Source organism: Ruegeria sp. HKCCD7255, from assembly GCF_013031565.1.
Classification (GTDB): domain Bacteria; phylum Pseudomonadota; class Alphaproteobacteria; order Rhodobacterales; family Rhodobacteraceae; genus Ruegeria.
Map to the genome: position 1 here is coordinate 143,374 of NZ_WQAG01000009.1, position 26,393 is coordinate 169,766.

A 26,393-nucleotide genomic window follows, 5' to 3' on the forward strand; every position below is an offset into this window, starting at 1 on the left:
TTTCTGCTTAGAATCGCGTCGGTTTTTGAACCCATCACGGCACGTCGGGAGAGATGATCATTTGCAGCTATTTCAAGCCAAATCGGTCAAAATCTGAGGCCCCAGAAGCGGGCATTTTTGCTCTAACTATTCTGAGTTGTGGATCCGGGAATACCCCTCCCCTGCCCTCTTTTTGCCTGACCTTGGAGCCGCGTGCGTATCGTTCGTTTTGTGAACTTACTTGGCGCTATTTTCCGCATACCCCGAGAAATATCAGCAGCAGGTGTTACTCGATCAGACCAACCTTGAAAGACTGCCCGAATTCAAGCTGGATCGCCCCTAACAGGGGTTTCAAATGATGTGACTGGATGTATTGCGCAATGAACTTGCTGGGTGCTCGCAGTGTGACGATTTGATCTTGTGTTTGCACATGTTCGAGATCGCGATACCAGCTTTTGAACAATAGCGTTTCGGACTGCGAAAGACGACGAAGCGCCCTGCCCCAAGGGTTTTTCAGGTCCTGCTCTGTTGGGTCCGAGGTCACTGGTACGTCCTGTCCAAACTGAACACGAACAACTTTGTTCTCGGGTTTTGGAGTCTGGGCCTCCATACGCGAGACAAAGTCAGATCCAACATTTTTCCAAGTCGGTTCACTGAGCCGGAAAATCTCGCTGTAGTTCAGGCGATATGCGGCTACACGACCTCGAACCCCAGGTCGAAGTTGAAGAAGGATTTCACATTCTGTCAACCGCTTGACCTCCCGCTTGACGGTGCGCTGATCAACCGACCAAAGGCGCGCCATTTCCTTTTGCCCCACCGTCAGTTCATCGACTCGCCAATTGTATCGAGCAGTGACCAATGCAATGAGCCGCATCATCGAACATTGAAATCCCTTCGTTCCATTGAGCCCGGCGACGGACATAGCAGTCAGAAGGTCATATTTCTGGGATCCGGCTTGAGGTCCTGTAAATCGTTTTATTTCCATTTTGATACTGCCGCTGTGCCTGATGCGGATCGGTTTCGACGTCCGATTCCATTTGTTGCAATCAGTGTGGTGAAATCCCGTAGTTTGTCAACTCACTTCGAAAAACGGGAGCGAAATCCAATTTTCCAAAATCAAAAGAAATTTCGGTATATTGGTTATAGGTGACAGATACATGTCACCCTATTGGCCCCAATTTGTCACCCTATATGTGGTCAGCGCTGATTTTCTGTCACCAAAACTTAGCTTCTCACGCAGAATTACTCCCGTATTTCAAAGAATCCCAAGCAAAAAGCGGAAATTTGAATCTTTGCGTTTTGCAGATTCTCTAAATCGCGTTATTAGAAAGTATTCGTAATATAACAAGAGCAGCACTATGCGTGACCACACCGACCTCCAAGCGATGAACGAACGAAGCCTGGCCCAACAGGCGGCCGTTCGCCGCGCTACCTTTTCGCCTTCCGATGAGAAAGTGCTTCGACCATTTTCAATCTGGGAAATTAGCCAGTTCATGTTCGATGTCCCAGCAGACACTTTGAGGAAGAAACTGGCGGACGATCCGTCTCTTCCACAGGGTGCTACTGAAGATGAGGGGCGCCAAAGGTGGTTTTCCCTCGCAGAAATAAACGAGCTCAGGCGTCGATTGAGGTTCAGAGGCAAGAGCCTCCTTCCGCAAAGACCAGCGGGACGCGCAATGAGGGTGGCAGTTTCCAATTTCAAAGGCGGCGTCGGCAAAACTGTCGTTGCACAGCATCTGGCGAACGCTTCTGCCCTGGATGGCTACCGCGTTCTTGTTGTGGATTTCGATCCTCAGGCGACTCTGACCCATTCAATGGGTCTGGCAGAAGTCAGAGAGTGGAATACGGTTTGGGGCATTATGTGTCGTGACCTTTGTCGTGAGGCAAACAGGATCGCAGAAGAATATGACGATCCAGCGGACTGCCCCTACCCTACCGCCGACGAACTGCCCGAAGATGTGCAATCAATTGGGTCGCAACGCGTACAGGATTTCATTCAAAAGACGTCCTGGTCGACAATCGATATTATCCCAAGCTGTGCGAATGCCGCGTTTGTCGAGTTTGCTTCCGCGCAATACAGATCCATTCACAAGGCCTGGAGTTTCTTTGGTTGCATCGCCCGGTATCTGGATGAACTTCCTGATGACCAATATGACCTGATCATTTTCGATTGCCCGCCCGCGATTGGGTATCAATCTTTGAATGCAGCGTTTGCCGCAGACATTCTCTACATACCCTCGGGTCCCGGCTATTGGGAGTATGACAGTACAACCAGCTACCTGGGACAACTGGGCGATGCGTTGGAAGATATTACGAACGGGTTCGAACGTATCGCGCAGGATGCAGGTATTACTCTTCCAAAGACATTTGACGACATTCGCGTTCTCATGACGCGTTTTGAAGCAAGCAATTCGCTGCATGTCGCGATGATGGACGCTTTCAAAAACGTTTTTGGTGCGGATGTCTGTCAAAATCCTATCGAGATGACGCGCGCGGTTGAACAGTCTGGAAGGTTCCAGATGTCGGTTTACGAGCAAGACTATAGGCAAATGACCCGAGACACATGGAAGCGCGCGCGTCAGTCATTCGACAATGCCTATGGAGAATTCAAGGGCGTTGTACTTAAGGCGTGGAACGCGCGGACTAAGGTTGAGGAGCGCATCGAATGAGCCGGAACAAGTTTGGTTTCTCTCCGATTAATGAGAACGATCTCAAGAAAACCCGTCGTCGCGACGTAGGTCCCATGGGTGCGGCTGTGCGCGAAACAGCAAACAGTTTGAGCGAAAGCACGGAAGATCGTGTGGAGCAACGGCGCAAGAACGCTTCAGACGCGAAGGAGTATCGCAAAGCGCAGGACGAAGGCCGTGTCTTAGCTGTGATCGGTTTGGATGCAATTCACACCTCGGATCTTCCACGTGATCGGTTGGATCTCTCAGCGGTGGCGAGTTCGGATGAAATGGATGAGCTCAAAGCGTCGATACAGGAAAGAGGTCAGAAAGAACCGATTGAAGTTTACAAAGACTCCGAAGGTCGTTTCCAGCTTAAGAAAGGTTGGAGGCGCCTGACTGCTCTCAGCCAGCTTTTCGAAGAAACCGGTGATGAGCGTTTTGCCAGCGTTACGGCGCGTGTAGACAACTCTCGGGTCGATCGTATCGATCTGTATGTTGATATGGTCGAGGAGAATGTCGTTCGTGAAGACCTGACATTCGCAGAGATGGCGCAGGTTGCTATTCTTGCAGCTCGTGATGCTGAGCTGGGGGCAGGGGACGCTGACGCATTGGTTGGGAGGCTCTATGCCTCTTTGCACAAGATGAAGCGCTCATATATTCGCAGCTTTGTTTTTCTTCTTGGCGCGCTCGAGGAAGCTCTGCCTTACCCCAAGGCCATTTCGAGAAACCTTGGCGTGGAGGTGGCGCGCAAGCTTCGCGCGGCAGGTACTTCTGAGGCTTTGAAAGAGCGTTTGGCGCGTGTGAACACGGCAGAGGAACAAAACGAAATTCTTGCAGCATTTGCGGCCGAGCCCGCTGAGAAACCCGCAGAGGGCAGGGCGAAAGAAAAAAGCGAGAGTGTGAAGTACGAGTTTCACGTAGGGTCTTCGAAGATTACTGCTCGAAAAGGTGAATGCAGAATCCTGTCTCGTCTGGATTTTAGTTCAATTGATCGCTCCAAGCTGCAGAAAGCTGTAGAGGCTTTTGAGGCAATCTTAAGGGAGGAGTAACCCACGGGTTACGTCCCATCGGAGTTCACATTTGCCAAGCGGTAACCCACGGGTTACCGCCTTCTTTATTGATGAGTGACTGAAAACGGACAGACTGCTGACAGGTTCGCCTAAACCCAGTTCATCGTGATGAGAAACGTTGATGCGACAAGCGTTCTCGTGCCGATTTAAGCTTTGTCTTGTCGTGGCTGTCAGTGCAATCTGGACTGTGGTTTGGTGCGAAGATCTAAGCTGAAATGATGGCTTAAACTATGGAAGAACCCGACTTGGCGATGTGCGCGATGTTTAGGGATGGGTGAGTAGGCTTCGGAGAATAGGACGGCAGGTACGTTTCCGTATGCCCAAGCGCTAAGTGAAGGTGTTCTATCTCGCTGGTTTAACACGTCGAGCTTTTGCTGTATTTAAGGAGAAGGTAGCTTTCCAGCATCATATGGTGCTCGTTTTCGCTAAGAAGCTACAATGTTAGTGCGAAGGCCCTCTTTCGCAGAACTCTACAATACAAGCGAAGATCAGACGTTATGTGCAAAAAGAATATATTTTGCACATATGCGAATTAAGATGCTGGTGGCGCGTCGAGAACACTAAGATCTGTTGCGAGCGTATGATCATTGACCATCGTAGAGTTTGCGCCGGTTTGGCGAGTGTTAGTATTCGACTGAAAGACTGCTCATGGTTTCCTTCAAAGCTGCGCATTGTCCAAATGACGTTGCTCTTTTCGCTGTGTCGGACGCGATCTCGAAGAGATGCGGTAAGTTGGCCCGTCACACTACACTGAACCACTGGGTGATACATTACCCTTGTGGGATTGCAGATGCTGTGCGTCGTCGAAACAAACCCGCCAACGCCGAATTCTTTGCGCGGATGCTGGAGGTCAACGGCCCACAGAGAGAGATTGATAGCGACAAAAGCGATGCAAATACGGCTGGCATAACCGCCATAAACAAGATGCTGGGAAGCTTTGGCTGTCCGATCTCCATCGAGATGGTCAGGCGGAAATACCCGCAAAGCAACGTGGAACAGGACCATCGCTTCGTCAAAAGACGAACCCAGCCGATGTTAGGGTTCAACGCCTTCGTTTGAGCGGCGGCTACACTGAACGGGATCGAAGTGGTGCAGATGATCTGCGGGGCCGGTGCCAACTCTTCGGTCAGTAAGAAGCTTTGCAACAGATCCATATGCAGCTGAGCCGTTCAGACGGCAGCGCCGTGGCGGATATTTTGCCTATTTTAGACAAATGTTGACCAAAGCCCGTCTGCAGGCTGAGTATGGCGACACCGTCTTATCCGTTTTGGGTAGTTCACGATAAGTGGTTGAGGAGTGAATAGTGCGCGCTGGTTTTCCGATAATACTATCTATCGACCTGACATCGAACCGGGTGCAGCGCGGTATTGGGATTTGCGTCTCTCAGCTTTGCGGGCGGTTGCTGCGGCCGTTTTCAAGGCTATTTCTTACCGCTACAGTTTTGTTCTTCTGCGTATTCGGTCCGCGATTTGCTTTGGCATGCCCAGTCTGCACAACATTGCCAGAGACCACACTCGCAGATCATTTGATTGCTGCCGATGTCATTGTTCTTGCAGCACCCGTACCGGGAAACCCGTTCAAATTCGTTCCAAAGCAACAAATCAAAGGTTCACCAGACGAGCTTGCGAGAATTCCTGAAATCCCCTTTTTGATTGATAGCACGACCCGCGCGGCCTTCCGTGCGAACCCCGAGATGACAGTTCTGCTGACCTACGGAACCGTGACTAAAGACGCTGCCGGACGTGGTTTGTCACGCAAGTGGACAAGGATATTCAAGCTGAACACTGCGCGCGAACACTTTCTGGATGCGCTCTGGAGGGAACGAGAGCTTTGGCGGACAAGTGCAACAGAACCCGATGCGCGCATTGCATTTTTCGCAAAGTATCTTTCGCATGAGGATCCGGTTCTACGTGACACCGCGTTGGTCGAGATGGACCGTGCGCCATACGACAGTATCCAGATGTTGCGAAATTCAGTTTCGACGGACGATCTGCTGCACGAGTTCAACAACATCAACCGGATCAGCTTCGTTCCGGTCGCGATCCGGTTGCTGGGTCTTCAGCTTGATGACGACAAAGCCAAACGCGTTGTCCGGTCCCGATATCCCAGATCCGTTCTTCAAAACTCGGCATATGCCTATGATTGGGCGCTGGCCGGCGTCGCGATGGATGGGCCGTCAGCCGTAAGCACCATTGACGCCGCTTTGGAAGCGGCAAATCTTTCGCTGGAGCATAAGCGCTCGCTCATGCGGGCCTTGGCTGATTCAGGTACCGTGTCACCGGCTCTTAGGGATCAGATCGTATTGATCTTTTCCCGCGAGTTGGAACAAGATCACTCTTCGGCATTGGAGATTGCGATTGCGATGCGCGATTGGAATGAAACACGTTTGGATAGCCAACTTGCAGACTTGCTTGAAAGCGAAGATATTGATCCGGTGACGCAATTCATTATCCAAACCAAGTTTGGCTCAAGCGATTGAATTGTTAGGCTACCAAAGAAGGGGCCTACCAATTCGCCAGGTTGTTTTTTGTTGGTTTTCAAGTCGTTGGCGACGCACGCACTGACGACAAGCCTCTGACTGTAATCAGCCAGATTTCCCAATCGTACTAAAAAAGTACCACCGCTTTTCTCGTTTCATCATTTCTTGTGCGGTCTGGGCTGGCCATCGCTTTGCTCTCAGTTTTTGCGACGTTGTGCATCGGCTTCGTCGGTAAATTGTCATCATGAGCTAAGAGGCAATCGGGGCAGGGGATCGAGTAATCGGAAATTAGATTGCGAAACCTGCCAGGGCGGTGTGTCCAAAGTCCTGGGGTCAATGACCGAGAAGCAAATCTCCTCGGAACGTCACAATAGACCTGAAGGTCCCAACCCTATGTTGCCGGCGAGACTTGGACCATCAGACGCTCATAGCCTTTGACGAAATTTGATTGCACACCTTCTGGTGGGCTAACCACCTCGATTGTTTCGAACCGCGTTAGCAGTTCTTCCCACAAAATGCGCAGCTGCATTTCTGCTAACCGGTTACCCATGCAGCGATGAACCCCCGTCCCGAAAGATAGATGATTACGCGCATTTGCTCGATCGATTCTAAGGCTGTCGGGGTCTTCAAACATCCGCTCGTCTCTGTTGGCGGACACATACCACATCAGAACCTTGTCGCCCTTCCGGATCACCTTTCCACCAAGTTCGACATCCTCCTTTGCGACTCGGCGCATATAGGCAAGAGGGGTCTGCCAGCGGATGATCTCAGAGACCATCTGCGGGATCAGATCGGGATTGGCCCGAAGCTTGGCCATCTCGTTTGGGAACTGGTTCAGCGCCAAAACGCCACCGGTCATCGAGTTTCGTGTGGTGTCGTTACCACCTACGATCAACAGCGCGAGATCGCCCAGAAACTGCATTGGGGTTTTTACCAGATGCTTAGTGCCTTCGTTTTGTAACATCAGGCTAATGGCGTCAAAACCCATCTCTTCACCACGAGAAAGGCGTGCCTCCTTTTCGCGCCATAGCGCTGTAAAGTTTTCAACGATTCCGGCGGCTGCTTCGTAAAACTCATCGGGGTCGGCACCACCACCGGTCATGGCGTCGTGGGCAGCGGCGCGATCCGACCACCAAATCAGGTCATGGCGGCGCTCGTAAGGGAAACCGAGGATTGTTGCCAGCATGCGCGCTGTAAGCTCAACCGAAACACGCTCGCCAGACGATTTGGTAAATGTAAGGGTTGCGACATTAGCGGATTCAACCTCATCAGAATATCTACAGCGTTCGGGCATTGCCGCGCGGAGCTATGATAGTCTGACCGAGGTGGTCACCAGCTTGGAAGCGCACCGCGTCGATGCGGTTGTCATGGACGCGCCCGCCCTGAAATACGAAATTCTGCGCGGCCGCGGACAAGGGCGTTTCGAGGACCTTGAAGTGCTGCCCTATGAGTTCGAAGAGCAGAACTATGCCTTCGCGCTGCAGGATGAAAGCGAGTATGTTGAAGTTCTCAATCGCGCTTTGCTGTCTGTCCGCAAAAGTCTGGCATGGGACACCGAGGTGCTAAGATACATCGGGAAGTGAACCACAGAATTTCTGATATACTACCGGAGTTTGATATTGATTGAGGTGTGTTGATGGATTTCTTTGTTGATGGTCTGAACGGAATTCTCTGGAACTATGTTCTCGTATACGGCCTGTTGGGGGCAGGGCTCTACTTTACGATCCGGTTGGGCGCCCCGCAGTTCCGGCACTTTGGCGAGATGCTGCGCGTCATCACTGCCGCCCCCAGCACCGACAAGCGCGGAATCACTCCGTTTCAAGCTTTAACCGTCAGTCTTGCGTCGCGGGTCGGCACCGGAAACCTCGCAGGAGTCGCCGTTGCTCTGACTCTGGGTGGTCCCGGAGCAATCTTCTGGATGTGGATGGTTGCCCTGGTTGGCATGGCGACGGCCTATTCCGAAAGCACCCTGGCGCAGCTTTATAAGGTGACCACCAAGAACGGTGACTTTCGCGGCGGTCCTGCGTTTTATATCTCAAAAGGACTGAATGCCCCTTGGGCAGGTGCGATGTTCTCGGTCTGCCTGATCCTCAGTTTTGGTCTGATCTTTGTCGCTGTTCAGTCCAATTCGATTGCCGAGGCGCTGAACGGCGCGTTTGGGATCGAAAAGCTGTGGGTTGGTCTCGGCATCGCAGTTGGCGCGGCAATCGTGATCTTTGGTGGGATCAAGGCTATTGCGCGAGTCGCCGAAATTCTGGTGCCGTTCATGGCGGGGGGCTATCTATTGATCGCGATTATCGTGATGGTCCTCAACATATCCGAAGTGCCTGGACTGCTGTGGCTGATTGTATCCAGCGCACTGGGTCTGCAAGAGGCCGCGGGCGGTGTTGCCGGCGGTGTGATGGCCGCCATGTTGAACGGGATCAAACGCGGGTTGTTTTCCAATGAAGCGGGCATGGGATCGGCCCCCAATATTGCTGCTGTTGCGACGCCTTCGCCACATCACCCGTCAAGCCAGGGTTTGGTGCAGGCGTTTGGGTGCTTCGTCGACACGATCCTTGTTTGTACGGCGACCGCGCTGCTGATCTTGTTGTCTTGCGTGATTGATGGCGAAATTACGGGCATGCAACTGACACAAAACGCATTGGACGTTCATCTGGGTCCGGTTGGGACGTATTTCATCGCCATCGCCATCATATTCTTCGCCTTCACATCCATCCTCGGTAACTATTCTTATGCTGAAAATGCCATGGTTTTTCTGGGGCTGGAGGGCAAGGTCCCGATAACTATCTTGCGAGCGGCCTGTCTGGCGATGGTTGTGTGGGGAGCACTGCAAACCGTCGCGACAGTCTTCAACTTTGCCGATGCAGCAATGGGTTTGATGGCCGTCATCAACCTGACCGCAATTCTTTTGTTGTCCGGGACGGTGTACCGGCTGACCAAGGACTACTTTGCTCAGAGAAAGGCAGGGCAGGAACCGACTTTTGTGCTGGAAGAGTTCGAAGGCGCGACGGACGGCATATCTGATAAAATTTGGAATGAAGATGCCCCAACTGCCTGATCCCGCTGAAACCCAGAGAGTGCTGGACGATATCGCCGCCCGAATGGCGGGAGAGACTGATCGCGGTGAGGTGGCAAGCTATATACCGGAACTGGCGCGCGTTCCGCTGAACCGGTTTGGCATGGCGTTTGCACCGTTGAACGGAGAACCGATCATTGCGGGTGACGGCGGGGTGCCGTTCTCGATCCAGAGCATCTCGAAAGTGTTCGCGCTGGTCGTGGCGCTTGGGCATGTCGGCGCGACGCTTTGGCGGCGTGTTGGGCGCGAGCCGTCGGGCGATCCTTTTAACTCGATCGTCCAGCTTGAATTCGAACGCGGAAAACCTCGAAACCCCTTCATCAACCCCGGCGCGATTGTTGTCTCTGACGTGATCTTGGAGCATCAATCCGGCCAGGCTGCACCGCATCCGGTTCTTGAGATTTGCCAACGTCTGGCCGACGCACCTGATATCGCGGTCGACGAAGACGTCTTTGCCTCCGAAGTTGCGACGGGTGATCGCAACCGAGCCTTGGCTTACTTTATGCTGGCCGAAGGCAACATTCGTGGAGACGTAACCGCGGTCACCGAAAGCTATTTCCGTCAATGCAGCATCGAGATGAGTTGCCGTCAGCTCGCTGCGGCCACCCGGTTTCTGGCAACCGGCGGCGAAGGGGCTGATGCCGAAACCGCGGGTGTAACACCAGAACGCGTCCGGCGCCTGAATGCCCTGATGATGACCTGTGGCTGCTATGACGCATCGGGCGAGGTGGCTTTTCGGATCGGATTGCCCTGCAAAAGCGGGGTCGGCGGGGGACTTGTCGCCATTGTACCCGGTGTTGGGTCTATCGCTGCATGGAGCCCCGGTCTGGACAAGAAAGGCAACTCGGTCCTGGCCATAAAGGCCGTTGAAGAATTGGCACATCGGCTTGGCTGGTCGGTGTTCTGAGCGCGAAAAATCGACTCGCTTACCGACAAAACAAGGTGGAACAAATGAACCTCGTCAAAGCAATTCCGGCTGCGTTTCTGTTTGTGACAAGCGCCGCGCTCTGCGCTGAATACGAAGAGCCACCTGAACTGTCGGCGCAGGAAACTGTTCAAGACCTTCCGCTTTGGACTGAGACTTATCGGATAGAAGGACAGGTGCCGACCGACGGGTTCATGGCGATCTACCGGATCAATACCGCATTTGGACAATTCTCGGCCTCGGGTCCAGGCATGTTGCAGGTGCGTTTGACCGAAATCCAGGCTCTTGCCGCACTTGATCACATCCAGAACGATCAGCAATTCATCGATGCGGCTGAGGAAACAGCCGGAGAAACCTTCGGAAACCTGCGCCAATTCGCCAAGCAGCCGAAAGAAACTTTGAAAGGCGTGCCCGAAGGCATCGGGCGGTTTTTCAAACGCACAGGACGGTCGGCCAAGACCGGTCTGCAAAAACTGGGTGATGTTCGAGAGGGAAACTTGCCAGGCGTTGATCCCGAGAATGTTTCGAACCTTCCCGGCGGTTCGGCGGATCAACATGCAAGCCCGCAGGGCAGCTTTACTGAGAATGTTGCACGCGCTGGGGGCGATGTTGCGGTCAACATACTCGGGTTTGACAAACAACGCCGCCGGTTGGCCAAGGAATTGGGTGTCGATCCCTACACCACCAATCAATTGCTGGCAGCGCGTCTGGACGAGGTCACGTGGGCCGCGTTTGCCGGTGGGCTGGGCGTCAACGTATTGACCAGTCTTGTTCCGGGTGGGCTGATCCTGTCGTCATCCTCGCGGCTAAGTGATTGGGTCTGGGATACGGCCCCTGGGGATCTGCGTGTGCAGGTTGAGGAAACGCTGTTGTCCATCGGTGTGCCGGGCGATCAGGTCGACCGCTTTTTACGGCACAGTTATTACACGCTCAGCATGCAGGCCGTGGTGGCGGATTCTTTGCGATCGCTTGACGGTGTGCAGGGCAGGGCGGAAGTCCTTGCGTTAATCCTGAGTATTGGTTCCGAAGGTCAGGCGCGTTTCCTTGTCCAGACCTTAGACATGTTTAAAACGTATCACTTGACCAAAGAACCACTGAACCGTTTGCAAGTTCTAGGCACAATCATTGGTGTTGGTGGAGACGGGAATTCCTTGGTCATGGCCCCGGTGGATTATCTGAGTTGGACCGAAACGCTGGATACATTCTCTGCAAATCTTGCAGAGGTGAGCGAAGGCCCGGTCGTGCTCTATATTTCGGGCGAAATTTCTGAACTTGCGGCGGACAAGTTGAACGCGCGCGATTGGACGTTAGAAGAGCCTGGTATTATTCTACCTGACGCCTACCCGCTGCGATGATCAGATAGGCTGAATTTGTGTCGTACGAAGACCGACCCGTGCCACGGTTATTCAAACAAAGATCCTCTGACATGGTCCCCGCCGCTCATCTGATTGTGCAGGTATTCGTTCCAGTAAGGCGTCCATGACACAAGCGCCTTTCCCGTCCCTTCGAACAACCTAAGCCGGGTTTGGCCAGAAATCAGGTTCCGGGGAAACCGCGCCGATCGGACAGACCGAAATCGCAGCCCCGATGTGCGGCCAAGAACAAGGCGACCTTGCACCTTGAGCTCTCCATCAGTGACAGAAATCTCCTCCACAGGGCCGGGTGCGTTGATCGCTACTTTGCCTGCCCCGCGCAATGTTGTCTTCCATGCGAACAGGCCATCTCCGGCCCACCAACTGGCGAGCATTGGGTCACGGTTTAGGCCAAGGCGCACTGTTCCTTCGCTGGCCCAGTATTCACCGGGTTCCAGAATCCATGTCTCGTCGGGCTGAACGTCAAACACGTGAAAGCCCGCAAGAGATGGCTGCAAGTGGATCGTTCCGGTACCGCTGTAATATGGCCTGATCCGGGATTCACGGGCGAAGATGTTGCGGAAAATATCTCTCACCCCAGGCAGTCTCGGCGTAAACGAGATGTCGCCGCGAAAGTTTGACAACGCGCCTCGGGCCGCCTGAACCGTTTCCTCATCCAGATGCATACGCAACTGGCGCATTCCCTCAACATTTGTAACGTCGAACCTGGCCATGTCAGAACCTCTCGCCCGGGGGCTCATCCCAGACCATCAGGCGACTCCAGAGGAGTCTGAAGGGTTCAGGTTGCAGCGCCGCGCCACCGCGTAAGGGTCGATCAAGCGTCACGATAACGAACAGGATCACACCCAGGAATACGGCTGTGATACTCCCCAGCACAAGGTGCTGACGGATCCTGATCCGAAACATGGTCATCAAAAGGATGCTGATCACGGCACCTACCAGCACAGCCTGCCAAAGCACGTCGGGGATGGCGGTCCCCACGCCGGCCAGTCGTAGCTGCCGCGCATCCGAAAAGTCCTGAAAGGATGACACAACTTCGGTGTGCGCGATTTGCTCAGCCCCGGTCTCGGGGGAATACTCGGCCAGCTTGCGCCGAATGGCCTCTGCGCGATTGTATCCGCCGTTTAGGATTTCGCCCTCTCGGTGCGCAGGCCACTCATTATGGATGGTGTAGAGGACATAGTCCCGCATGATCAGTTTGACTTCGCTGCGGTAGGGTTCGGCATAGACATTGAGCTGTGCATAAAGCGATCCCAGCGATGTCGCCTCAAGCAGAATGCTTTCCTTGACACGTTCAGAATTCTGGTAGGCTGCAACAGTCAACAGACCCAACAAAAGGCCATAAAAAAGGCTGAACCCGGAGGTCACATAGTTAATTGATGAGTTGAAATCGGGACCCGTTCCCAGAAGAATGCGAAGAATGGGTTTGACGACAAACAACCCGATCACGACCGCGGCCAGAGCAATCAGAACAAACCATATTGCCAGGTTCCGCGTCGGGATGTCGTAAATAAAATCAGGCATATCTCTGCCGCTTGTTAGTACCCCAGAAATAGTACGATTGGTTCGGACAATGACAAAACGGTTATTCGCAATTTTCCTCGGGTTTCTCCTATTTTTTCCGGGTTTTCTGGCCGCTCAGGACGTCAGGGTTTTTAGCATCGGATCTGGAAATGTTGCGGGTAACTATTTCCCGGTCGCCAGCGCAATCTGTGATGCATTTAATGCACGCGACGACTCGCGTCGCAGGTGCAGCCCTGAACCCACTCCGGGCAGTATCTACAATTTGACAATGATGAATTCCGGAGAATTGGATTTTGCGATCGCGCAGTCCGACTGGCAGCAAGCAGCTTTCGAAGGTAGTGCCATATTTGCCAAAAACGGACCGATAGATGACCTGCGCATTGTCATGCCTTTATTCAAGGAATCTGTGACAATTCTGGCATCGCCGAACTCGGAAATAGAAACCCTCCGCGATCTGCGAGGGAAGTCGGTAGACATTGGTCGCTCCGCATCCGGACGGAATGCAACAATCCGAAATTTCTTGGAAGAGATGGGGCTTGATCTGAATTTCTTTGGTTCAGCGCAGGAACTGGAGCCATCTAATGCTTTAGAACAGCTATGCGATGACGAGATCGACGCCAGTATTTTTGTTCTGGGACATCCAAGCGATCTGATCCAACATGCTCTTGAGAAGTGTGATACAAGGCTGGTTCAGGTTTCGGGTCCTGCGGTTAACGAGTTCTTGGACAAAAACCCGGTTTTCAAGAGATCCACCATCGATTTGGGAGTGTACGGCTTGCCCCCGCGCAGCGTCGAGACCATTTCAGTTGTTGCCGCACTTGTTGCGCGTGAGGACGTTGAAGTGTCGCTTGTTACGGACTTGGTCGAAGCGATCAGAATGGAAACAGAAAACTTGAATGCTGAGTTGCCGGTATTGGACGCTGGTATTTTGGAAAACCCCACAGTCCTGAACATGCCCCTTCCGGAACATAAGGGAGTTTCGTTGGGGCGGAATTGAAGACTTTGGATGGGCCTTGGTTTCGGACCGTGGGAAAGCACCCGAAATTCAGCACCGTTCGATTTTCATAAATGGTAGTCCAATCATGAGAATTGCCGAATGATCGCACATCCAATCGATGCTTTGGGGTCAGGACAATAGGCGCAGCAGAATGTGCGCATCGTGGTTTTGGCCACTGTAAAAGATGGCGAGTACACGTACGACCAGTTCGTCATCGTTTACTTCAAAATAGATGATCGCTTTGTTCTTGGTGACGTTCCGAATGTTATGGCCAAGATGTGGTCTTAGGGTGCCCTGATGTGGAGCTTTGATCAGGCTTTCGAGGCTCTTCTGAATTTCGATAAGACTACGCTATCATTGGCCATGTCGGGGTCCTAAGTTGGTTGACTAAGACAACAATCGCCTGTCCATGGGTGTGTGCCCCAGGGGATCTCGTCCAAAATTCTTTGTATTTATTGGCTTATTGCGGCCTATTTGGTGCCGCCTAAACGTTTCCACATTCGATCGACATCGGGTGAGTCAATGCGGCCTACACCGCTCTTAAGTAACCTGACACTCGGCCAGCCAAGATATTGGCCCCAGTGATCGCTGATCTTTGCAAATTTGGTCCTTTGCTCTGAGGTTTCTGCCCGCTTTCTGAACCAGAACTCGTTCCCTAGCCGCTCTCCAGAGCCTTTCCGTCCGAGAAACGCAAACGCGGCCTCTCGGGTGGCAAGCGCTGTCGCCATGCTGGTCCCTCTGTATGCGGTCACCGATCCATCTCGGGCGCCAGCAGCGAGAAGCCCAAAGAGCGATGGACTGTTTTCACTGGGATAGGAGACTGTTATTGCCTCACTTCCCACTGGTTTTGTCCGGTTTTCATTAGCAGAGGAGGAATAGTTTGCAGGGTATCCGTAGCAGTCGTCAAAACCGCCAACTGTAACAACATTTCCGTCCCCTAATGTCGCGAGAGAGTTGTGTGTACCTTTTCGCTGCACGGGACCGAAGGTTGGCCAATAGTCGTTATCTGTGACATTCCCCTGATTTGGCTCATAGCTGAACGTGTCTGCTGGACTGCCATTCTCGAGGTTAACCCTGTATTTTTCGTGGTCGAAATAGGATCTGCGCCCAGTTTTGCTGGTACGAACCGCAGATTGATCCGATTGAACATAGAACGATGTATCGACCGGCTCGCCATTATATTCGACCTTAACTTGCCATAGCCCGGCGGGTGCGATTGGCGCGCGCGCATTGTCCGATACTGTCGGAGCAACGCAGATCAACAGCGCTAATCTGCTTTGGCCTGGTTTCGTTTCGCTTGCACTCACATAGACCCGCGCAAAAGATCCGAGATCTTGGTAGCGTCCGAGTTGCAAGGGTTCGAGCGTCATATCCCCGGTCCCCGGTGGGCTGACCGATACCACCAGATCATTCATGAGCGTGATGAGGTCATCTTGTGATCTGCTTTCAAACCAGATCTCTACAAAATTTGCTGTCGTGTCAGCGGGTAAAATACGCCAAGGCAGTGTTACACTTGGTTGCGCTTCGTCGCCGGTGTTCGCATGATGTTTGTCTTTGCAACCCAGAACACATGACGCCGCACAACGTTCAAGATTGTCGTTCCCTGCAGGTAACAGTAGACGAATTGGTGCCCCTTTCGACCCCGTTCGACGTTGCCGCGCTTCGCGTTCTTGCAAGATGCGTTCTATCGCACGTTCGAAAACATGCGTGCCATCCTTCGGTCCAGCAGTCATCCCATATGAAAAATTGATCACCAAGGGATAGCCGCCGTCTTTATCTGGATTGTTTCGCTTCCAAAGCGCGTCCGCCAAATGGATAATCCGATCAATGGCGAAGACCGCAAAATAGGCAAGAAACCCGCCAGCCGTGCCATGAGCATATTGTGCGGGTAGGTTCACCGCAATCAATCGCAAACGATCTGCCAAATCAGCTTGGCTTCCATCGGGATCCAAACCCGCAGCAAGGTCAAGTACATGTGTCCCATGGGCCGCCGCCATTTCAAGGTCCCTCTGGCCCGCAGGTTTTGTTGGCTCTGTCAGGTAAAGATCGCGATTGAAAGCAGTCTCATCTACATATCCAAGCACATCTGACTGGCTGTGTTCTTTGAGTTTGGCTTGAATATCCGAAGCGTAGATTTCTTGCCCACACGGGAGATCCGACTGATCTATGAATGGTGCTGATTGCTGCCATGCGGCGATGAAACGGGTTTCTCCATCAGCGGAACGAAACCGAGAATTGCTGAGCGCAATTCCCGTATCCACTATGCCAACTAGCACTGTGTCATCCGGAACCAGAGGGAGCTTTGCCTTCGTTCTGTCTTCGTCCCAATCGGCTATTTTCCCACCGTTTCCGGCCCCGACCGGAAGTGGTACGATTGCACCCCCGGCGTAGAACGCATCCGACAACCTTTGGCCTTCGCGTGATTTCAATCGAAACGGCTGCTCTAGATCCAATCTTGCATTTCTATCATCGAGCAAATCGGCAGGAAGATAGGGCATTTCCTTTTCTTCCCACCAATGGGCATAAGGCCCCCGATCTTTATTTGTTGGTTTCTTTTCTGTTTTCCATTTCAGATCCATGTCTCCTTGCCCTCTTAAATCAAAGCCGGTTGACCGGGCCATTCTCTGGCTGCGCGGTTCCAAATCTCTTTGGCAAGAAGGTTCTGCGTGACTGCAAAGCTTCGACGGCCATTTGTCTGGCCGGATAGGTTGCTTAGCAAAAAGTCTGCTTCGGAATCACCAATGTCTACATCTTTCGGCTCCAATTTGCTGCCGGATGCTATGGCCCATAGAAGGTCTCCGACGAGACATCCCACAAAAGCGCCTGCAAGCGAATCGATCGGAAAATGCACACCTGCAACCGTCCTGTTTGTCGCAATTCGATGCGCAAGACGAAATGGGAGCGCAGAAACAGCACCGTTGCCTCCCCAGCCTGTCTCGGGAGGTTGACCAGACTGAAGTCGATAAAGAACAGCGGCGATTGCAAAAGCCTCTAAGCTGTGACCTGACGGAAAGCTTGAGTGATCCGGCGTTTGAATCATCGGTTGGACCTGCTCGGCGAAATCGATCGGTCGTGCAGCTCGGCAATAGAATTTTAGCGGGGTTTCAATATGTATCGCAAAGTCCCGCACAATATCGAGAAGCATCAAGCTGTTTTTCCTGCGCCCATTGTCCAGATAGGCCTGGGCACCGAAAAAGGACAGCATGTCATCCAGTTGCATATGAATTTCTGAGAGCCGGTCATCTCTGAGATCGGCATATGCCCGAAGCCACTTCAATTGCGAGGCAAAGAAAGTCTGATCTGGCCGGGTAAGAACCGTAAGTTCCCTGTTTTCAACTTTGATAGCAGCGCCAGCAAGAGATTTTGGGTCTTTCGGATCTTCTTCGATAGCGTCAAACTGAACGTATTGGGCCAGAAGCGAAGAAAGAACTTTGGCGTGGTATGGCCGACGCAAATGATCAAGATATGCGTTATCGAATGGTAGCTTCAGATCATCCAGATCATTGATAAGAGGACTCGGTTCACCATTCCAATATCCCGTGACGCCGTCTCGCGATGTGATGAGCGCGTTGCTGAGTAAAGGAGAAGCAGGGCTATCCGCGTGATCTCGGGAAAAGGCGTTCAATGCACCCGTGTTTCCCCCGGTATTTCCGCCTGTGTTGCCGCCAGTATTACCGCCGGTGTTGCCCCCAGTATTCCCACCATATTTTGGCATCGACTCCCCCTTCGCAAGTTACCTTAGGTAAAGGCACTGCAATTCAACTTGGCGATCCGATCAATACCTGATCTCAGGTGTTCGCGTTTTTGACGGAGCATTGACGATTTGGCGTTTCTTGATCCATTCTTACCTGGCTGCTAGCGTCGCCTAGCCCATCCTGAGACACAGCCTATGTCGCAAACAACGAAACACGTTGCAGTTTTACATATGCGGGGACCGTTCCGGATAGAATTACCGGACGGATCAAATGTAACTCCAACATCTTCCAAAGCTCAGGCTTTGTTGGCTATGCTTGCGGTCGCTCCAAATGGAACACGCAGTCGGGAGTGGTTGAAATCGACACTCTGGAGCACGCGCGCACCGAAACAAGCAGCGGGTAGTTTACGACAGTGTTTACTCCAGATTCGTCGATCTCTTAGATCAGCAGAGCCGGCAATTTCATCCGATCGGCAAAATGTGACCCTTGAGCTGGCTAAGGTCAAAATTCATGAACCTGCCCGTGGGGAGTTGCTGGAAGGGGCTCCGATCTTTGATGACGCGTTTGAAACTTGGTTGCACAAAGAACGTCAGAGCTTGTCAACAAAGCCACTCAAAACCCCAGCTACACCCACTGAGACACTAGCGCGAATTCCACAAAGAAAAATTGTCTCCATCACCACAGAAGCTCCGAATGAACCAATGATGGAGTGGTTTGTTCAATCCGTTACGGATTCTGTTGCGCGTCTTTTGAACGAGTCTTTCTCAGTTGATGTGCGAACCCCGGGCATAAGCGACAACAGCGAAGCTCATTGGCAGGTCCACATTGGAACCTGGGCATTCGAACATAGCAATGTTCGCTTGAGATTGTCTTTGGAATGTCCGTCTACAAAAACGCGCATATGGGCAAATGAAGCAATCATTCCGGTCGCGGGATCTCCGCCGACGGCGCATCCGCATGTCCAACTTGTTTGCAATCAACTTATCGAGGCCGTCGGGGACGAGTTGCTCGTTCGAGGTGATTGCGTACAAAGTGCGGATCGAGATTGCCGTTTGGCCATTCGGTCGCTTTTCAAAATGAACGAAAATGCTGCGGCGGAAGCTGACAAGCTGTTTGCGACTGCCTTTGCGACCAACCCAAGAGGGCTCTATCTGGCCTGGCGAGCACAATGTCTGACTATTACAAAAGCCGAGCGTTACGCATCAGATCCGAAAGCGTTGGAAGAGCGCGCTGATGCACTATGTGCGCAAGCTCTTGAGTTAGAACCAAACAATTCAATGGTCCTTGCAACCGTTGCGAATACACAAGGCCAATTGTTCCGCAATCATAAAAACAGCTTTGCATTGGCGAAACGAGCTGTACAGCTTAACCCAGCCAACCCTATGGCGTGGTGGGCTCTCAGTTCAGCCTCGGTATACATTGGCGAAATCGAAGCTTCCTTAAAGCATGCTGTTCGTGCAGGTCGTCTAGTCACGACTCTTCCAAACAAGTTCTGGTGGGATAATCAGTTGTTTGGGTCAGCTTTGGTTGCTGGTAAATTGAAGCTTGCGCTTGCATTTGCCGAGGAATGCCATGCACAAAATCCAGGTTTCAGGCCCCCGCTTCGGTATCTTGTTGCATTGTATTCGAACATGGAACGCATAGGCGAAGTTGAGAAAGCAGTGACGTTGTTAAAAGAGCTTGAGCCTGACTTTTCGGTACATCAACTCATAACAGACAAATCATACCCGGCTTCGTTGCTTCACAAGGCCCCAGGAATGGATCTGGATAGGTTGAGAGCGTTTATTTGACCACTGAGATTCATAGCCTTCCCGGACGGCGAGATATGATCACATACAAGGTCAAAATTTTAGTTTAACGATTAAACTTCTTTTCCTGCGCCATATGAAAGGTGGGAAGAAGACCGTGTCAGAGACGCGGTCGTCCATTATTCTTACTCCGCAGCAACCAGCTCTGGATTTGCGGCCAATGTTTCGAACAGACGCGCGACCGCTTCGGCGCCTGGGTCGATATGGCCTGCAAGTTGTTCGGCATTGATGTAGGAGGCGCGCCCGGCCTTGGCCTGAAGCATCTCGGCGGTCCGATTTGCTCCTGCGCGTGCAGCGGTGGCTGCTGGGCCTAGCTGATAGTTGGCTTATGTTTTGACATCGGCCTATGGTCGAACGATCCGAAACTTATTACCCAGATCTACATGGAAAATTATTGCGCATTAAACTGGCACCCAGTTTAAGGGCACAAAAGGAAGCAACGTTCTTCACCTCAGTTTTCCAAATTCTCTGGGAAAAGTGCTATGAAATCTTGTGGGAGCAAATTGGCATAACTGCCGGTCAGTCCCACGATCGCGATGCTGTGCAGTCCAACGTGTCGCGGCACATTGCGCGCACATGTTTCTGGGTCAGGGCGACATGGCCGGGCTTCATCATCCTGCCTATGGTTTCAACGATAATACCATTCCCTTTGGATGCGCTTATTGGGTAGAACTCGGTTGGGCGCGTTTGGCTGCACTTGAGGTGATGGTGGCATGAGGGGATTTACAGGCTTTGTTGAGGAAACCGTCGACAGCGGCGCGGTTGAGCTTTTCGTGCGGCACAATGCGACACCCCAAAAGCCGGCTCTGCTACTGCTGCACGGTTACCCTCAAACCTCGGCAATGTGGCACCTCATCGCTCCGTTTTTCGCCGAAGATTACCATGTGATCTGCCCGGATTTACGTGGCTACGGGCGCTCTGAAAAACCAGCCTCACAACCCGATCATTCAAGTTATTCCAAGCGCGCAATGGCGCAGGATATCGTGGGTGTATTGGATCATTTCGGCTACGAAACCTCGTTGGTTTGCGGTCATGACCGGGGCGGGCGTGTGGCACATCGGCTTGGTCTTGACCATCCTGATCGCGTCCGGGCGCTGACGGTCCTGGATATTGCCCCGACGCGCGAAATGTATGCCAACACCACCGAGGCTTTTGCGCGTGCGTATTGGCACTGGTTCTTCCTCATTCTGCCCAGCCCGCAACCTGAACGGATGATCGAGGCGGATCCAAGAGCCTTTTGGCTGGGTAAGAACACGCGACAGGCAGGAGGAGGAACACCCTATCATCCGGACGCCCTGGAAGAATATTTGTCTACGTTCGAAGATCCGGACTGTATCCGCGCAACCTGTGAAGATTATCGCGCTGCAGCAAGTATTGACATCGACCACGACAACGCTGATTGCGGCCGAAAACTCGCGATGCCGGTCTTGGCGCTCTGGGCAAATCAGGGCGCAATTGGCCGTTGTTTTGATCCACTTGCACTCTGGCGGCTGCGCGCCGACACGGTCCAGGGCACAGTGCTTGACGCAACACATTACATGGCCGAGGAAATACCAGACCAGATCGCCGAGCTCATGTTGGCATTCTTTAAGGAAAATGGCTGATGCCAAGAACGCTTTACGACAAACTTGTCGATACCCACAAAGTCGCGGACCTGGAGGGGGGCGAGATCCTTCTGTATTGCGACTTCCATGTCATGAACGAATATACAAGCCCGCAAGCTTTCTCTGGGCTGGTTGAAAAAGGCCTGCCGGTTCTTAGACCGGATGCCCAATTGGCTGTGGTTGATCATGTTAACGCCACGCGTCGGCGCGAACCGCCAGATGCGGCGTCGAAGCTTTTGATCGAAAACCTGAAAAAGAACTGTGACACGCATGGTATTGCCTATTACGGGCTGGGTGATCCCCGTCAGGGCATTGAGCATGTCGTTGTCCCACAGCAAGGCCTGGTCGCGCCGGGTATGGTCATCGTTTGCGGCGACAGTCATACCACCACCTATGGTGCATTTGGTGCGCTTGGGTTTGGGATCGGTACGTCCGAGGTCGAACATGTTTTGGCCACGCAAACCCTTCGCTATCGTCGGATGAAGAACCTGCGCGTCACGATCAGCGGTGCTCTTGGGCCGGGTTGCAGCGCCAAAGACATCATCATGAAAGTGGTCCAGGTCATAGGCGCCGGTGGTGCGAACGGTTATGCGGTCGAGTTTGCCGGAGACACGATCGCAGCCCAGTCCATCACGGGGCGGATGACGATTTGCAATATGGCTGTCGAGCTTGGCGCGCGCGCAGCTCTCATTGGCGTCGACGAAGTTACCACGGCGGCGACTAAAGCGACGTTCAAGTTCGAGCGTGAGACCTGGCGTAGCGATCCGGACGCGACCTTTGATCGTGAGGTCGTGATCGACGCAGGCGAGATCGAGCCGCTGGTCAGCTGGGGCACGAGCCCTGATCAATCCGCTCCGATCACTGGCACCGTACCGGTTGCGGATGATCCCCTGCGCCAGGCGTCAGAGCGCGCGCTGACCTATATGGGTCTCAGGCCCGGTCAAAAACTTCAGGACCTTCCCATCGACGGCGCGTTCATCGGGTCTTGCACCAACTCAAGGATCGAGGACCTGCGCGCGGCGGCTGCCGTACTCAAAGGACGCCGAGTCGCGGATGGGATTCGGGCAATCGCTGTACCGGGCTCTGCGCTGACGCGGTTGCAGGCAGAAGCAGAGGGCATAGATCTGGTTTTCCGTGAGGCCGGCTTTGATTGGCGCGCCGAAAGCGGGTGTTCCATGTGTCTTGCGATGAACGATGATGTCGCCATGGAGGGTGAGCGTTTCGCGTCCTCGACAAATCGCAATTTCGAAGGGCGGCAAGGGCGCGGGGCGCGCACACATTTAATGAGCCCGGCGATGGTCGCGGCGGCTGCTGTCGCCGGACGGTTGGTTGACGTTCGCGATTTTCCACCTCTGGAAGAGGCTTAATATGCCCAGCTTGATCGAAGGCCTGGCGGCCCCGTTTCCACACCACAATGTCGATACCGATGTAATCATGCCAAAACGCTTTCTTCGCACGATCACACGCGAGGGTCTTGCTGAAGGTGTGTTCTCTGATCTCCGGTTCACAGTTGATGGCACGCAGCGCCCTGAATTTGTCCTCAACCGACCGGAATTCGCGAACAGTGCTCTGTTGGTCGTCGGTGATAATTTCGGATGCGGCTCCAGCCGGGAACACGCGGTGTGGGGACTGAAACAACTCGGCATTCGCGCCATTATCGGTACGTCATTTGCAGGCATATTCTACGACAACGCGCGCAAGAACGGGTTGGCACTGGCGATGCTCAAGGCTGAAGATCGAGACGGGCTTTTGGATCACTTGAGCGATCAACCACAAAAGCTGACATTCGACATCAAAGAACGAGCATTGCATACGCCGATTGGAAGTTTTGACGTGGAAATTGACACCGCAACTCATACTGCTCTTGTAGAGGATCGTAACGAACTCAGCGACTCTTTGGGGCTAATGGACGATATTCGTGCGTTCGAAGCTAAACGCCCTGAAAGCGAAATTGTTTCGGTTTCGAAGTAGATCTAGAGACAAAAAAATGCGCTGCGGCCCTCGTTGGCGGAGTGTCGCGGGCGCGGGCTGATCGGGTAGATCAAGGTACAGCCCTGAACTGGGTTAACTCGGACCCTCTGACGTGAAAGGGCGCGTTTCCTTGGGGTTTTCAATATCGAACCCGGCAAGAGCGTGAACCAGGGCGCGCACAACCGGGTCACGCGAAAACCTTTTCGGATAGGCGACGCGGTAAGGCTGTGGCATGGCTACGGGTGGGATCGGTATTGAAACAACTTGACCCGCGGCCAGAGAATCTTCGGCCATTCGTTCAGGCATCAAGGCTACCCCCAATCCGTTTCGTGCGAAGGCAAGGGCGGTGCTGCTTGCTTGCACCAAGATGCCCTTGTTGCGATCAATGGTCCGCTCGTTCGCAAAGAAGCTTGTCCAATTAGGCGAAGAGGAAAACCCTTTCCCCCAATCTGTATGAATCAAGAGGTTGGCGTCAATCGCCGCCAAATCCGTTCCGTGTTGCAAGACAAATTCATGCGATGCGACCGCGATAAGCTGATCGGTGAAAAGGGTTTCGACCTGATATTCATTGTACAAGTCATGACCATAAAACACGCGCATGTCGATACGGTCGCGAACAAGGTCTACAGGATCGTCATCGACGCGAATGCTGACCGGCGATTTCCAGTGTTCCATACCCAAACCTGATAGTCTCGGCGCCAACCATGTCTCTGCAATCGACTGCGGCACACTCAGCACAAAGCGTTTTCGAGTCTCGCTGCGCCGCATTTTGTCCGACAGTTCTGCAAGCGCCAACATCGGTCCCGAAAGCTGTGGGTAGGCAGTTAGCCCCGCATCGGTCAAAGAAATTCGGTTGCCTTGACGTACAAAAAGTATTTCGCCCCAGAAATCCTCGAGCAGCTTGATCTGCTGACTTACCGCCGCAGAACTCACACCGAGTTCACGCGCTGCATTGGTGAAGGATCCGGTGCGCGCGGTTGTTTCAAACGCACGGAGCGCATTAAGAGGTGCGAGTTTGGACATGATCAATACCCTAAGAAAATCTTAGGTATCATAAAAAGATTCCCTGTTGATGCAAACGAAGACTGGGCACAAGATTGGCTTGTCTCAGATGTTGGAGCGTATGAATGCAGGATCTTGTCGACCTAGTCCGGTACCCGCTGGATCAGCCAAATAGCAAAAGTTGGAGCGCTCTGGTGCAGTGCTGCCAAGCTGATTTGACGCGGGACGGGATGTTCAATTTGCCGGGGTTCTTTCGCCGCACTGCGATGGACCAAGCGGTTGCGCATTTGGTACAGCTGTTGTCGAAAAACGCGTTTGTCCATGCACGACGGCACAACATCTATTTCAAGAAATCGATCGAAGGACTGCCCGAAGATCACCCGGCCCTTACCGAGTTTGAAACATCAAACCGCACGATCTGCGCCGATCAGATGGATCAATCGACTATTCTGCGCCTGTATGAATGGCCGCAATTCGCACGGTTTTTGGCTGCTGTGATGGAAAAAGACGTACTGCATACAATGGATGACCCTCTGGCCCGAGTGAACGTCATGGGGTATTCGCAGGGTCAGGCATTGAATTGGCATTTTGACCGTTCGGAATTTACGACCACGTTACTGTTGCAGGCGCCAGAAAGTGGCGGGGCCTTTGAGTACTATAAAGACCTGCGCAGCGATACAGACCCGAATTATGAAGGCGTCGCCCAATTGCTAACGGATCGATTGGCTCCGAAACAAATGCCCCTGGAGGCTGGGACGCTCAATATCTTCAAAGGCAAGAACACTGCGCATCGCGTGACCCCTGTCAGTGGCAACCGAGACAGGATTATCGCGGTCTTTTCGTTTTACGAGCGGTCCGGGTTTCAGTTTTCGGACGAAGAGCGCATGGGCTTTTACGGGCGCGTGTCATGAACGGAGTGCACGCCTTCAAAGACGAGCGAAAGCTGACATATCTGAACGCCGAAGGTGCGGACAAACCGTTGAAAAGCCCGGTCGGGCAGGACGTCCTGGACAGGGCCAGAAGCTATCGGTTGCACCGGTTGCGCGAACAGTTGGATAAAGAAAATTGTGCGGCTTTGTTGTTATACGACCCCTGCAACATCCGCTACGCATTTGATTGTTCAAACATGCAGGTTTGGACGCTGCACAACCCAATGCGCTACGCACTGATTTTGGCCGGAGGCCCGGCCATCATGTTCGAGTTCGCAGGATGCCTGCATCAGTCCGAAGGATTGCCGGGAATTGATGAACTCAGGGTCGCGAAGACCTGGATGTATATGGCATCGGGTGACAAGACCGAAGATGCGACAGAGCTTTGGGGAAATGAGGTAGCAGAGCTTGTGTATCAGCATGGCGGCGGCAATCGTCGCATAGCCTGCGATACATTGCAGGCGGGCGGCGTTGCAGCTTTGCAAGCACTTGGGTTGTCACTACTGGACGGAACAAAACTCACCGAAACCGCGCGTTCGATTAAATCCGCGGATGAGATAGAATTGATGCGCTGGACAATCCGGGTCTGCGAGGCGGGCATGGCGCGGATATACCAGCATTCGGTGCCCGGCGTTACGGAACAGGAGTTGTGGGCCCACCTGCATTTTGAGAATGCACGCTCCGGCGGCGACTGGCTTGAGACCAAATTGCTAACCTCCGGATCACGCACCAACCCATGGTATCAGGAATGCTCCGACAGGGTATGCCAACGAGGAGAGATGATCTCTTTCGACACCGACATGATCGGCCCTTATGGATATTGTGCTGATCTGTCCCGATCTTGGACATGCGGTTACACCGATTTTAGCGACCAGCAAAGACGCCTCTATGACACAGCCAAGGAGCAGATAGATCACAACCTGGCCTTGGTCCGCGCCGGGGTCAGTTTTGCTGAATTCAACGAAAAAAGCTGGCGGATCCCTGATAAGCACATCCCATACCGCTATTCGCTTGCCCTTCATGGCGTGGGGATGGCTGATGAATGGCCCGTTGTGCCTCTGCACATAGACTGGGGCCCCAGAGTCAGCTCAGGCAGGCTAGAGGCTGGCATGGTCGTCTGTGTCGAAAGCCTCATCGCCGAGGAAGGATCAGAGAGCGTAAAACTGGAAACCCAGGTGTTGGTGACCGAGAACGGTTATGAGCGTCTTGATACGTTCCCTTTCGAGTGAATCAGTCACACCCGAGCTGCACATAGCTGTTGCAAACGGAGTCTTGCCAGTACGCGAGGC

At 53.1% G+C, this 26,393-nt stretch carries 24 protein-coding genes and 1 pseudogene; 16 read left to right on the forward strand and 9 right to left on the reverse strand.

Translation table 11 applies throughout. The features are described 5' to 3' along the window. Positions 1–265 precede the first annotated feature (265 nt). The gene (locus tag GOX45_RS16315) at positions 266–964 is read right to left on the reverse strand and encodes a hypothetical protein (protein ID WP_171102226.1); all 699 of its coding nucleotides are present in this window, start codon (positions 962–964) and stop codon (positions 266–268) included. Positions 965–1,337: 373 nt separating this feature from the next. Between GOX45_RS16315 and GOX45_RS16320 the strand changes: the two genes are divergently transcribed. The 4 genes from GOX45_RS16320 to GOX45_RS16335 all read left to right on the forward strand — a co-directional run bounded on the left by GOX45_RS16320 (position 1,338) and on the right by GOX45_RS16335 (position 6,197). Next, the gene (locus GOX45_RS16320) at positions 1,338–2,648 is read left to right on the forward strand and encodes an AAA family ATPase (protein ID WP_171102227.1); all 1,311 of its coding nucleotides are present in this window, start codon (positions 1,338–1,340) and stop codon (positions 2,646–2,648) included. Then, positions 2,645–3,697, forward strand: a complete 1,053-nt coding sequence (locus GOX45_RS16325) for a ParB/RepB/Spo0J family partition protein (RefSeq protein WP_171102228.1) — start codon at positions 2,645–2,647, stop codon at positions 3,695–3,697. Before GOX45_RS16320 ends, GOX45_RS16325 begins: the two co-directional genes overlap by 4 nt. A gap of 669 nt (positions 3,698–4,366) precedes the next feature. Further along, positions 4,367–4,777: a DDE-type integrase/transposase/recombinase gene (locus GOX45_RS16330; RefSeq protein WP_171102229.1), complete on the forward strand. Its 411-nt coding sequence runs from the start codon at positions 4,367–4,369 to the stop codon at positions 4,775–4,777. Between the two features lie 589 nt (positions 4,778–5,366). Further along, entirely contained in the window at positions 5,367–6,197 is an 831-nt protein-coding gene (locus tag GOX45_RS16335) for a hypothetical protein (RefSeq protein WP_171102230.1), read from the forward strand. Between the two features lie 391 nt (positions 6,198–6,588). Here GOX45_RS16335 and GOX45_RS16340 read toward each other — a convergent pair whose 3' ends face one another. Further along, entirely contained in the window at positions 6,589–7,299 is a 711-nt protein-coding gene (locus tag GOX45_RS16340) for a cytochrome P450 (RefSeq protein ID WP_217350506.1), read from the reverse strand. Positions 7,300–7,381: 82 nt separating this feature from the next. On the opposite strand from GOX45_RS16340, the gene GOX45_RS16345 reads away from it, so the two are divergent. From GOX45_RS16345 to GOX45_RS16360, 4 genes are read left to right on the forward strand one after another with little or no spacing between them, the layout of a single operon-like run. After that, positions 7,382–7,780, forward strand: coding sequence for a transporter substrate-binding domain-containing protein (locus GOX45_RS16345; RefSeq protein WP_217350510.1), 399 nt, complete (start codon positions 7,382–7,384; stop codon positions 7,778–7,780). Positions 7,781–7,833: 53 nt separating this feature from the next. Further along, positions 7,834–9,258, forward strand: a complete 1,425-nt coding sequence (locus tag GOX45_RS16350; RefSeq protein ID WP_171102233.1) for a sodium:alanine symporter family protein — start codon at positions 7,834–7,836, stop codon at positions 9,256–9,258. Beyond that, positions 9,242–10,183, forward strand: a complete 942-nt coding sequence (locus tag GOX45_RS16355; RefSeq protein ID WP_171102234.1) for a glutaminase — start codon at positions 9,242–9,244, stop codon at positions 10,181–10,183. The genes GOX45_RS16350 and GOX45_RS16355 overlap by 17 nt, the downstream gene beginning before the upstream one ends. A gap of 44 nt (positions 10,184–10,227) precedes the next feature. Next, complete coding sequence (locus GOX45_RS16360) at positions 10,228–11,556, forward strand: hypothetical protein (RefSeq protein WP_171102235.1); 1,329 nt, start codon at positions 10,228–10,230, stop codon at positions 11,554–11,556. A gap of 47 nt (positions 11,557–11,603) precedes the next feature. Here the strand turns inward: GOX45_RS16360 and GOX45_RS16365 are convergent, their stop codons facing one another. Continuing rightward, positions 11,604–12,287: an AIM24 family protein gene (locus GOX45_RS16365; RefSeq protein WP_171102236.1), complete on the reverse strand. Its 684-nt coding sequence runs from the start codon at positions 12,285–12,287 to the stop codon at positions 11,604–11,606. A 1-nt stretch (position 12,288) separates the two neighbouring features. Then, entirely contained in the window at positions 12,289–13,098 is an 810-nt protein-coding gene (locus GOX45_RS16370; protein WP_171102237.1) for a DUF4239 domain-containing protein, read from the reverse strand. A 49-nt stretch (positions 13,099–13,147) separates the two neighbouring features. Between GOX45_RS16370 and GOX45_RS16375 the strand changes: the two genes are divergently transcribed. Then, on the forward strand, positions 13,148–14,095 hold the full coding sequence (locus GOX45_RS16375) for a TAXI family TRAP transporter solute-binding subunit (protein ID WP_171102238.1): 948 nt from the start codon (positions 13,148–13,150) through the stop codon (positions 14,093–14,095). Between the two features lie 129 nt (positions 14,096–14,224). Here the strand turns inward: GOX45_RS16375 and GOX45_RS22345 are convergent, their stop codons facing one another. The 3 genes from GOX45_RS22345 to GOX45_RS16390 all read right to left on the reverse strand — a co-directional run bounded on the left by GOX45_RS22345 (position 14,225) and on the right by GOX45_RS16390 (position 17,810). Then, positions 14,225–14,437 (reverse strand): type II toxin-antitoxin system RelE/ParE family toxin, encoded by a 213-nt coding sequence (locus GOX45_RS22345; RefSeq protein ID WP_371808987.1) that lies wholly within the window; start codon positions 14,435–14,437, stop codon positions 14,225–14,227. Between the two features lie 128 nt (positions 14,438–14,565). Beyond that, the gene (locus tag GOX45_RS16385; RefSeq protein WP_171102239.1) at positions 14,566–16,716 is read right to left on the reverse strand and encodes a hypothetical protein; all 2,151 of its coding nucleotides are present in this window, start codon (positions 16,714–16,716) and stop codon (positions 14,566–14,568) included. Further along, entirely contained in the window at positions 16,689–17,810 is a 1,122-nt protein-coding gene (locus GOX45_RS16390; protein ID WP_171102253.1) for a phosphatase PAP2 family protein, read from the reverse strand. The genes GOX45_RS16385 and GOX45_RS16390 overlap by 28 nt, the downstream gene beginning before the upstream one ends. 459 nt (positions 17,811–18,269) lie before the next feature. On the opposite strand from GOX45_RS16390, the gene GOX45_RS16395 reads away from it, so the two are divergent. Next, positions 18,270–19,580: a tetratricopeptide repeat protein gene (locus GOX45_RS16395; RefSeq protein ID WP_217350512.1), complete on the forward strand. Its 1,311-nt coding sequence runs from the start codon at positions 18,270–18,272 to the stop codon at positions 19,578–19,580. 143 nt (positions 19,581–19,723) lie between these two features. Here the strand turns inward: GOX45_RS16395 and GOX45_RS16400 are convergent. Next, positions 19,724–19,912: pseudogene (locus GOX45_RS16400) on the reverse strand (DAK2 domain-containing protein); the annotation flags it as partial. A 262-nt stretch (positions 19,913–20,174) separates the two neighbouring features. Between GOX45_RS16400 and GOX45_RS16405 the strand changes: the two are divergent. The 4 genes from GOX45_RS16405 to leuD are packed head-to-tail and all read left to right on the forward strand — an operon-like array spanning position 20,175 to position 23,173. Beyond that, positions 20,175–20,315, forward strand: coding sequence for a hypothetical protein (locus GOX45_RS16405; RefSeq protein WP_171102242.1), 141 nt, complete (start codon positions 20,175–20,177; stop codon positions 20,313–20,315). Then, on the forward strand, positions 20,312–21,202 hold the full coding sequence (locus GOX45_RS16410) for an alpha/beta fold hydrolase (RefSeq protein ID WP_171102243.1): 891 nt from the start codon (positions 20,312–20,314) through the stop codon (positions 21,200–21,202). The genes GOX45_RS16405 and GOX45_RS16410 overlap by 4 nt, the downstream gene beginning before the upstream one ends. Next, on the forward strand, positions 21,202–22,569 hold the full coding sequence (gene leuC / locus GOX45_RS16415; RefSeq protein ID WP_171102244.1) for a 3-isopropylmalate dehydratase large subunit: 1,368 nt from the start codon (positions 21,202–21,204) through the stop codon (positions 22,567–22,569). The genes GOX45_RS16410 and leuC overlap by 1 nt, the downstream gene beginning before the upstream one ends. Before the next feature lies 1 nt (position 22,570). Beyond that, positions 22,571–23,173 (forward strand): 3-isopropylmalate dehydratase small subunit, encoded by a 603-nt coding sequence (leuD, locus tag GOX45_RS16420; protein ID WP_171102245.1) that lies wholly within the window; start codon positions 22,571–22,573, stop codon positions 23,171–23,173. Positions 23,174–23,266: 93 nt separating this feature from the next. Here the strand turns inward: leuD and GOX45_RS16425 are convergent, their stop codons facing one another. Then, a complete protein-coding gene (locus GOX45_RS16425; RefSeq protein ID WP_171102246.1) occupies positions 23,267–24,196 on the reverse strand; it encodes a LysR substrate-binding domain-containing protein in 930 nt (309 codons plus the stop codon). 104 nt (positions 24,197–24,300) lie between these two features. Here GOX45_RS16425 and GOX45_RS16430 point away from each other — a divergent pair, with 104 nt between their 5' ends. Next, positions 24,301–25,086, forward strand: coding sequence for a 2OG-Fe(II) oxygenase (locus GOX45_RS16430; RefSeq protein ID WP_171102247.1), 786 nt, complete (start codon positions 24,301–24,303; stop codon positions 25,084–25,086). Between the two features lie 128 nt (positions 25,087–25,214). Further along, positions 25,215–26,333, forward strand: a complete 1,119-nt coding sequence (locus GOX45_RS16435) for a Xaa-Pro peptidase family protein (RefSeq protein ID WP_254446047.1) — start codon at positions 25,215–25,217, stop codon at positions 26,331–26,333. Positions 26,334–26,393 lie beyond the last annotated feature (60 nt).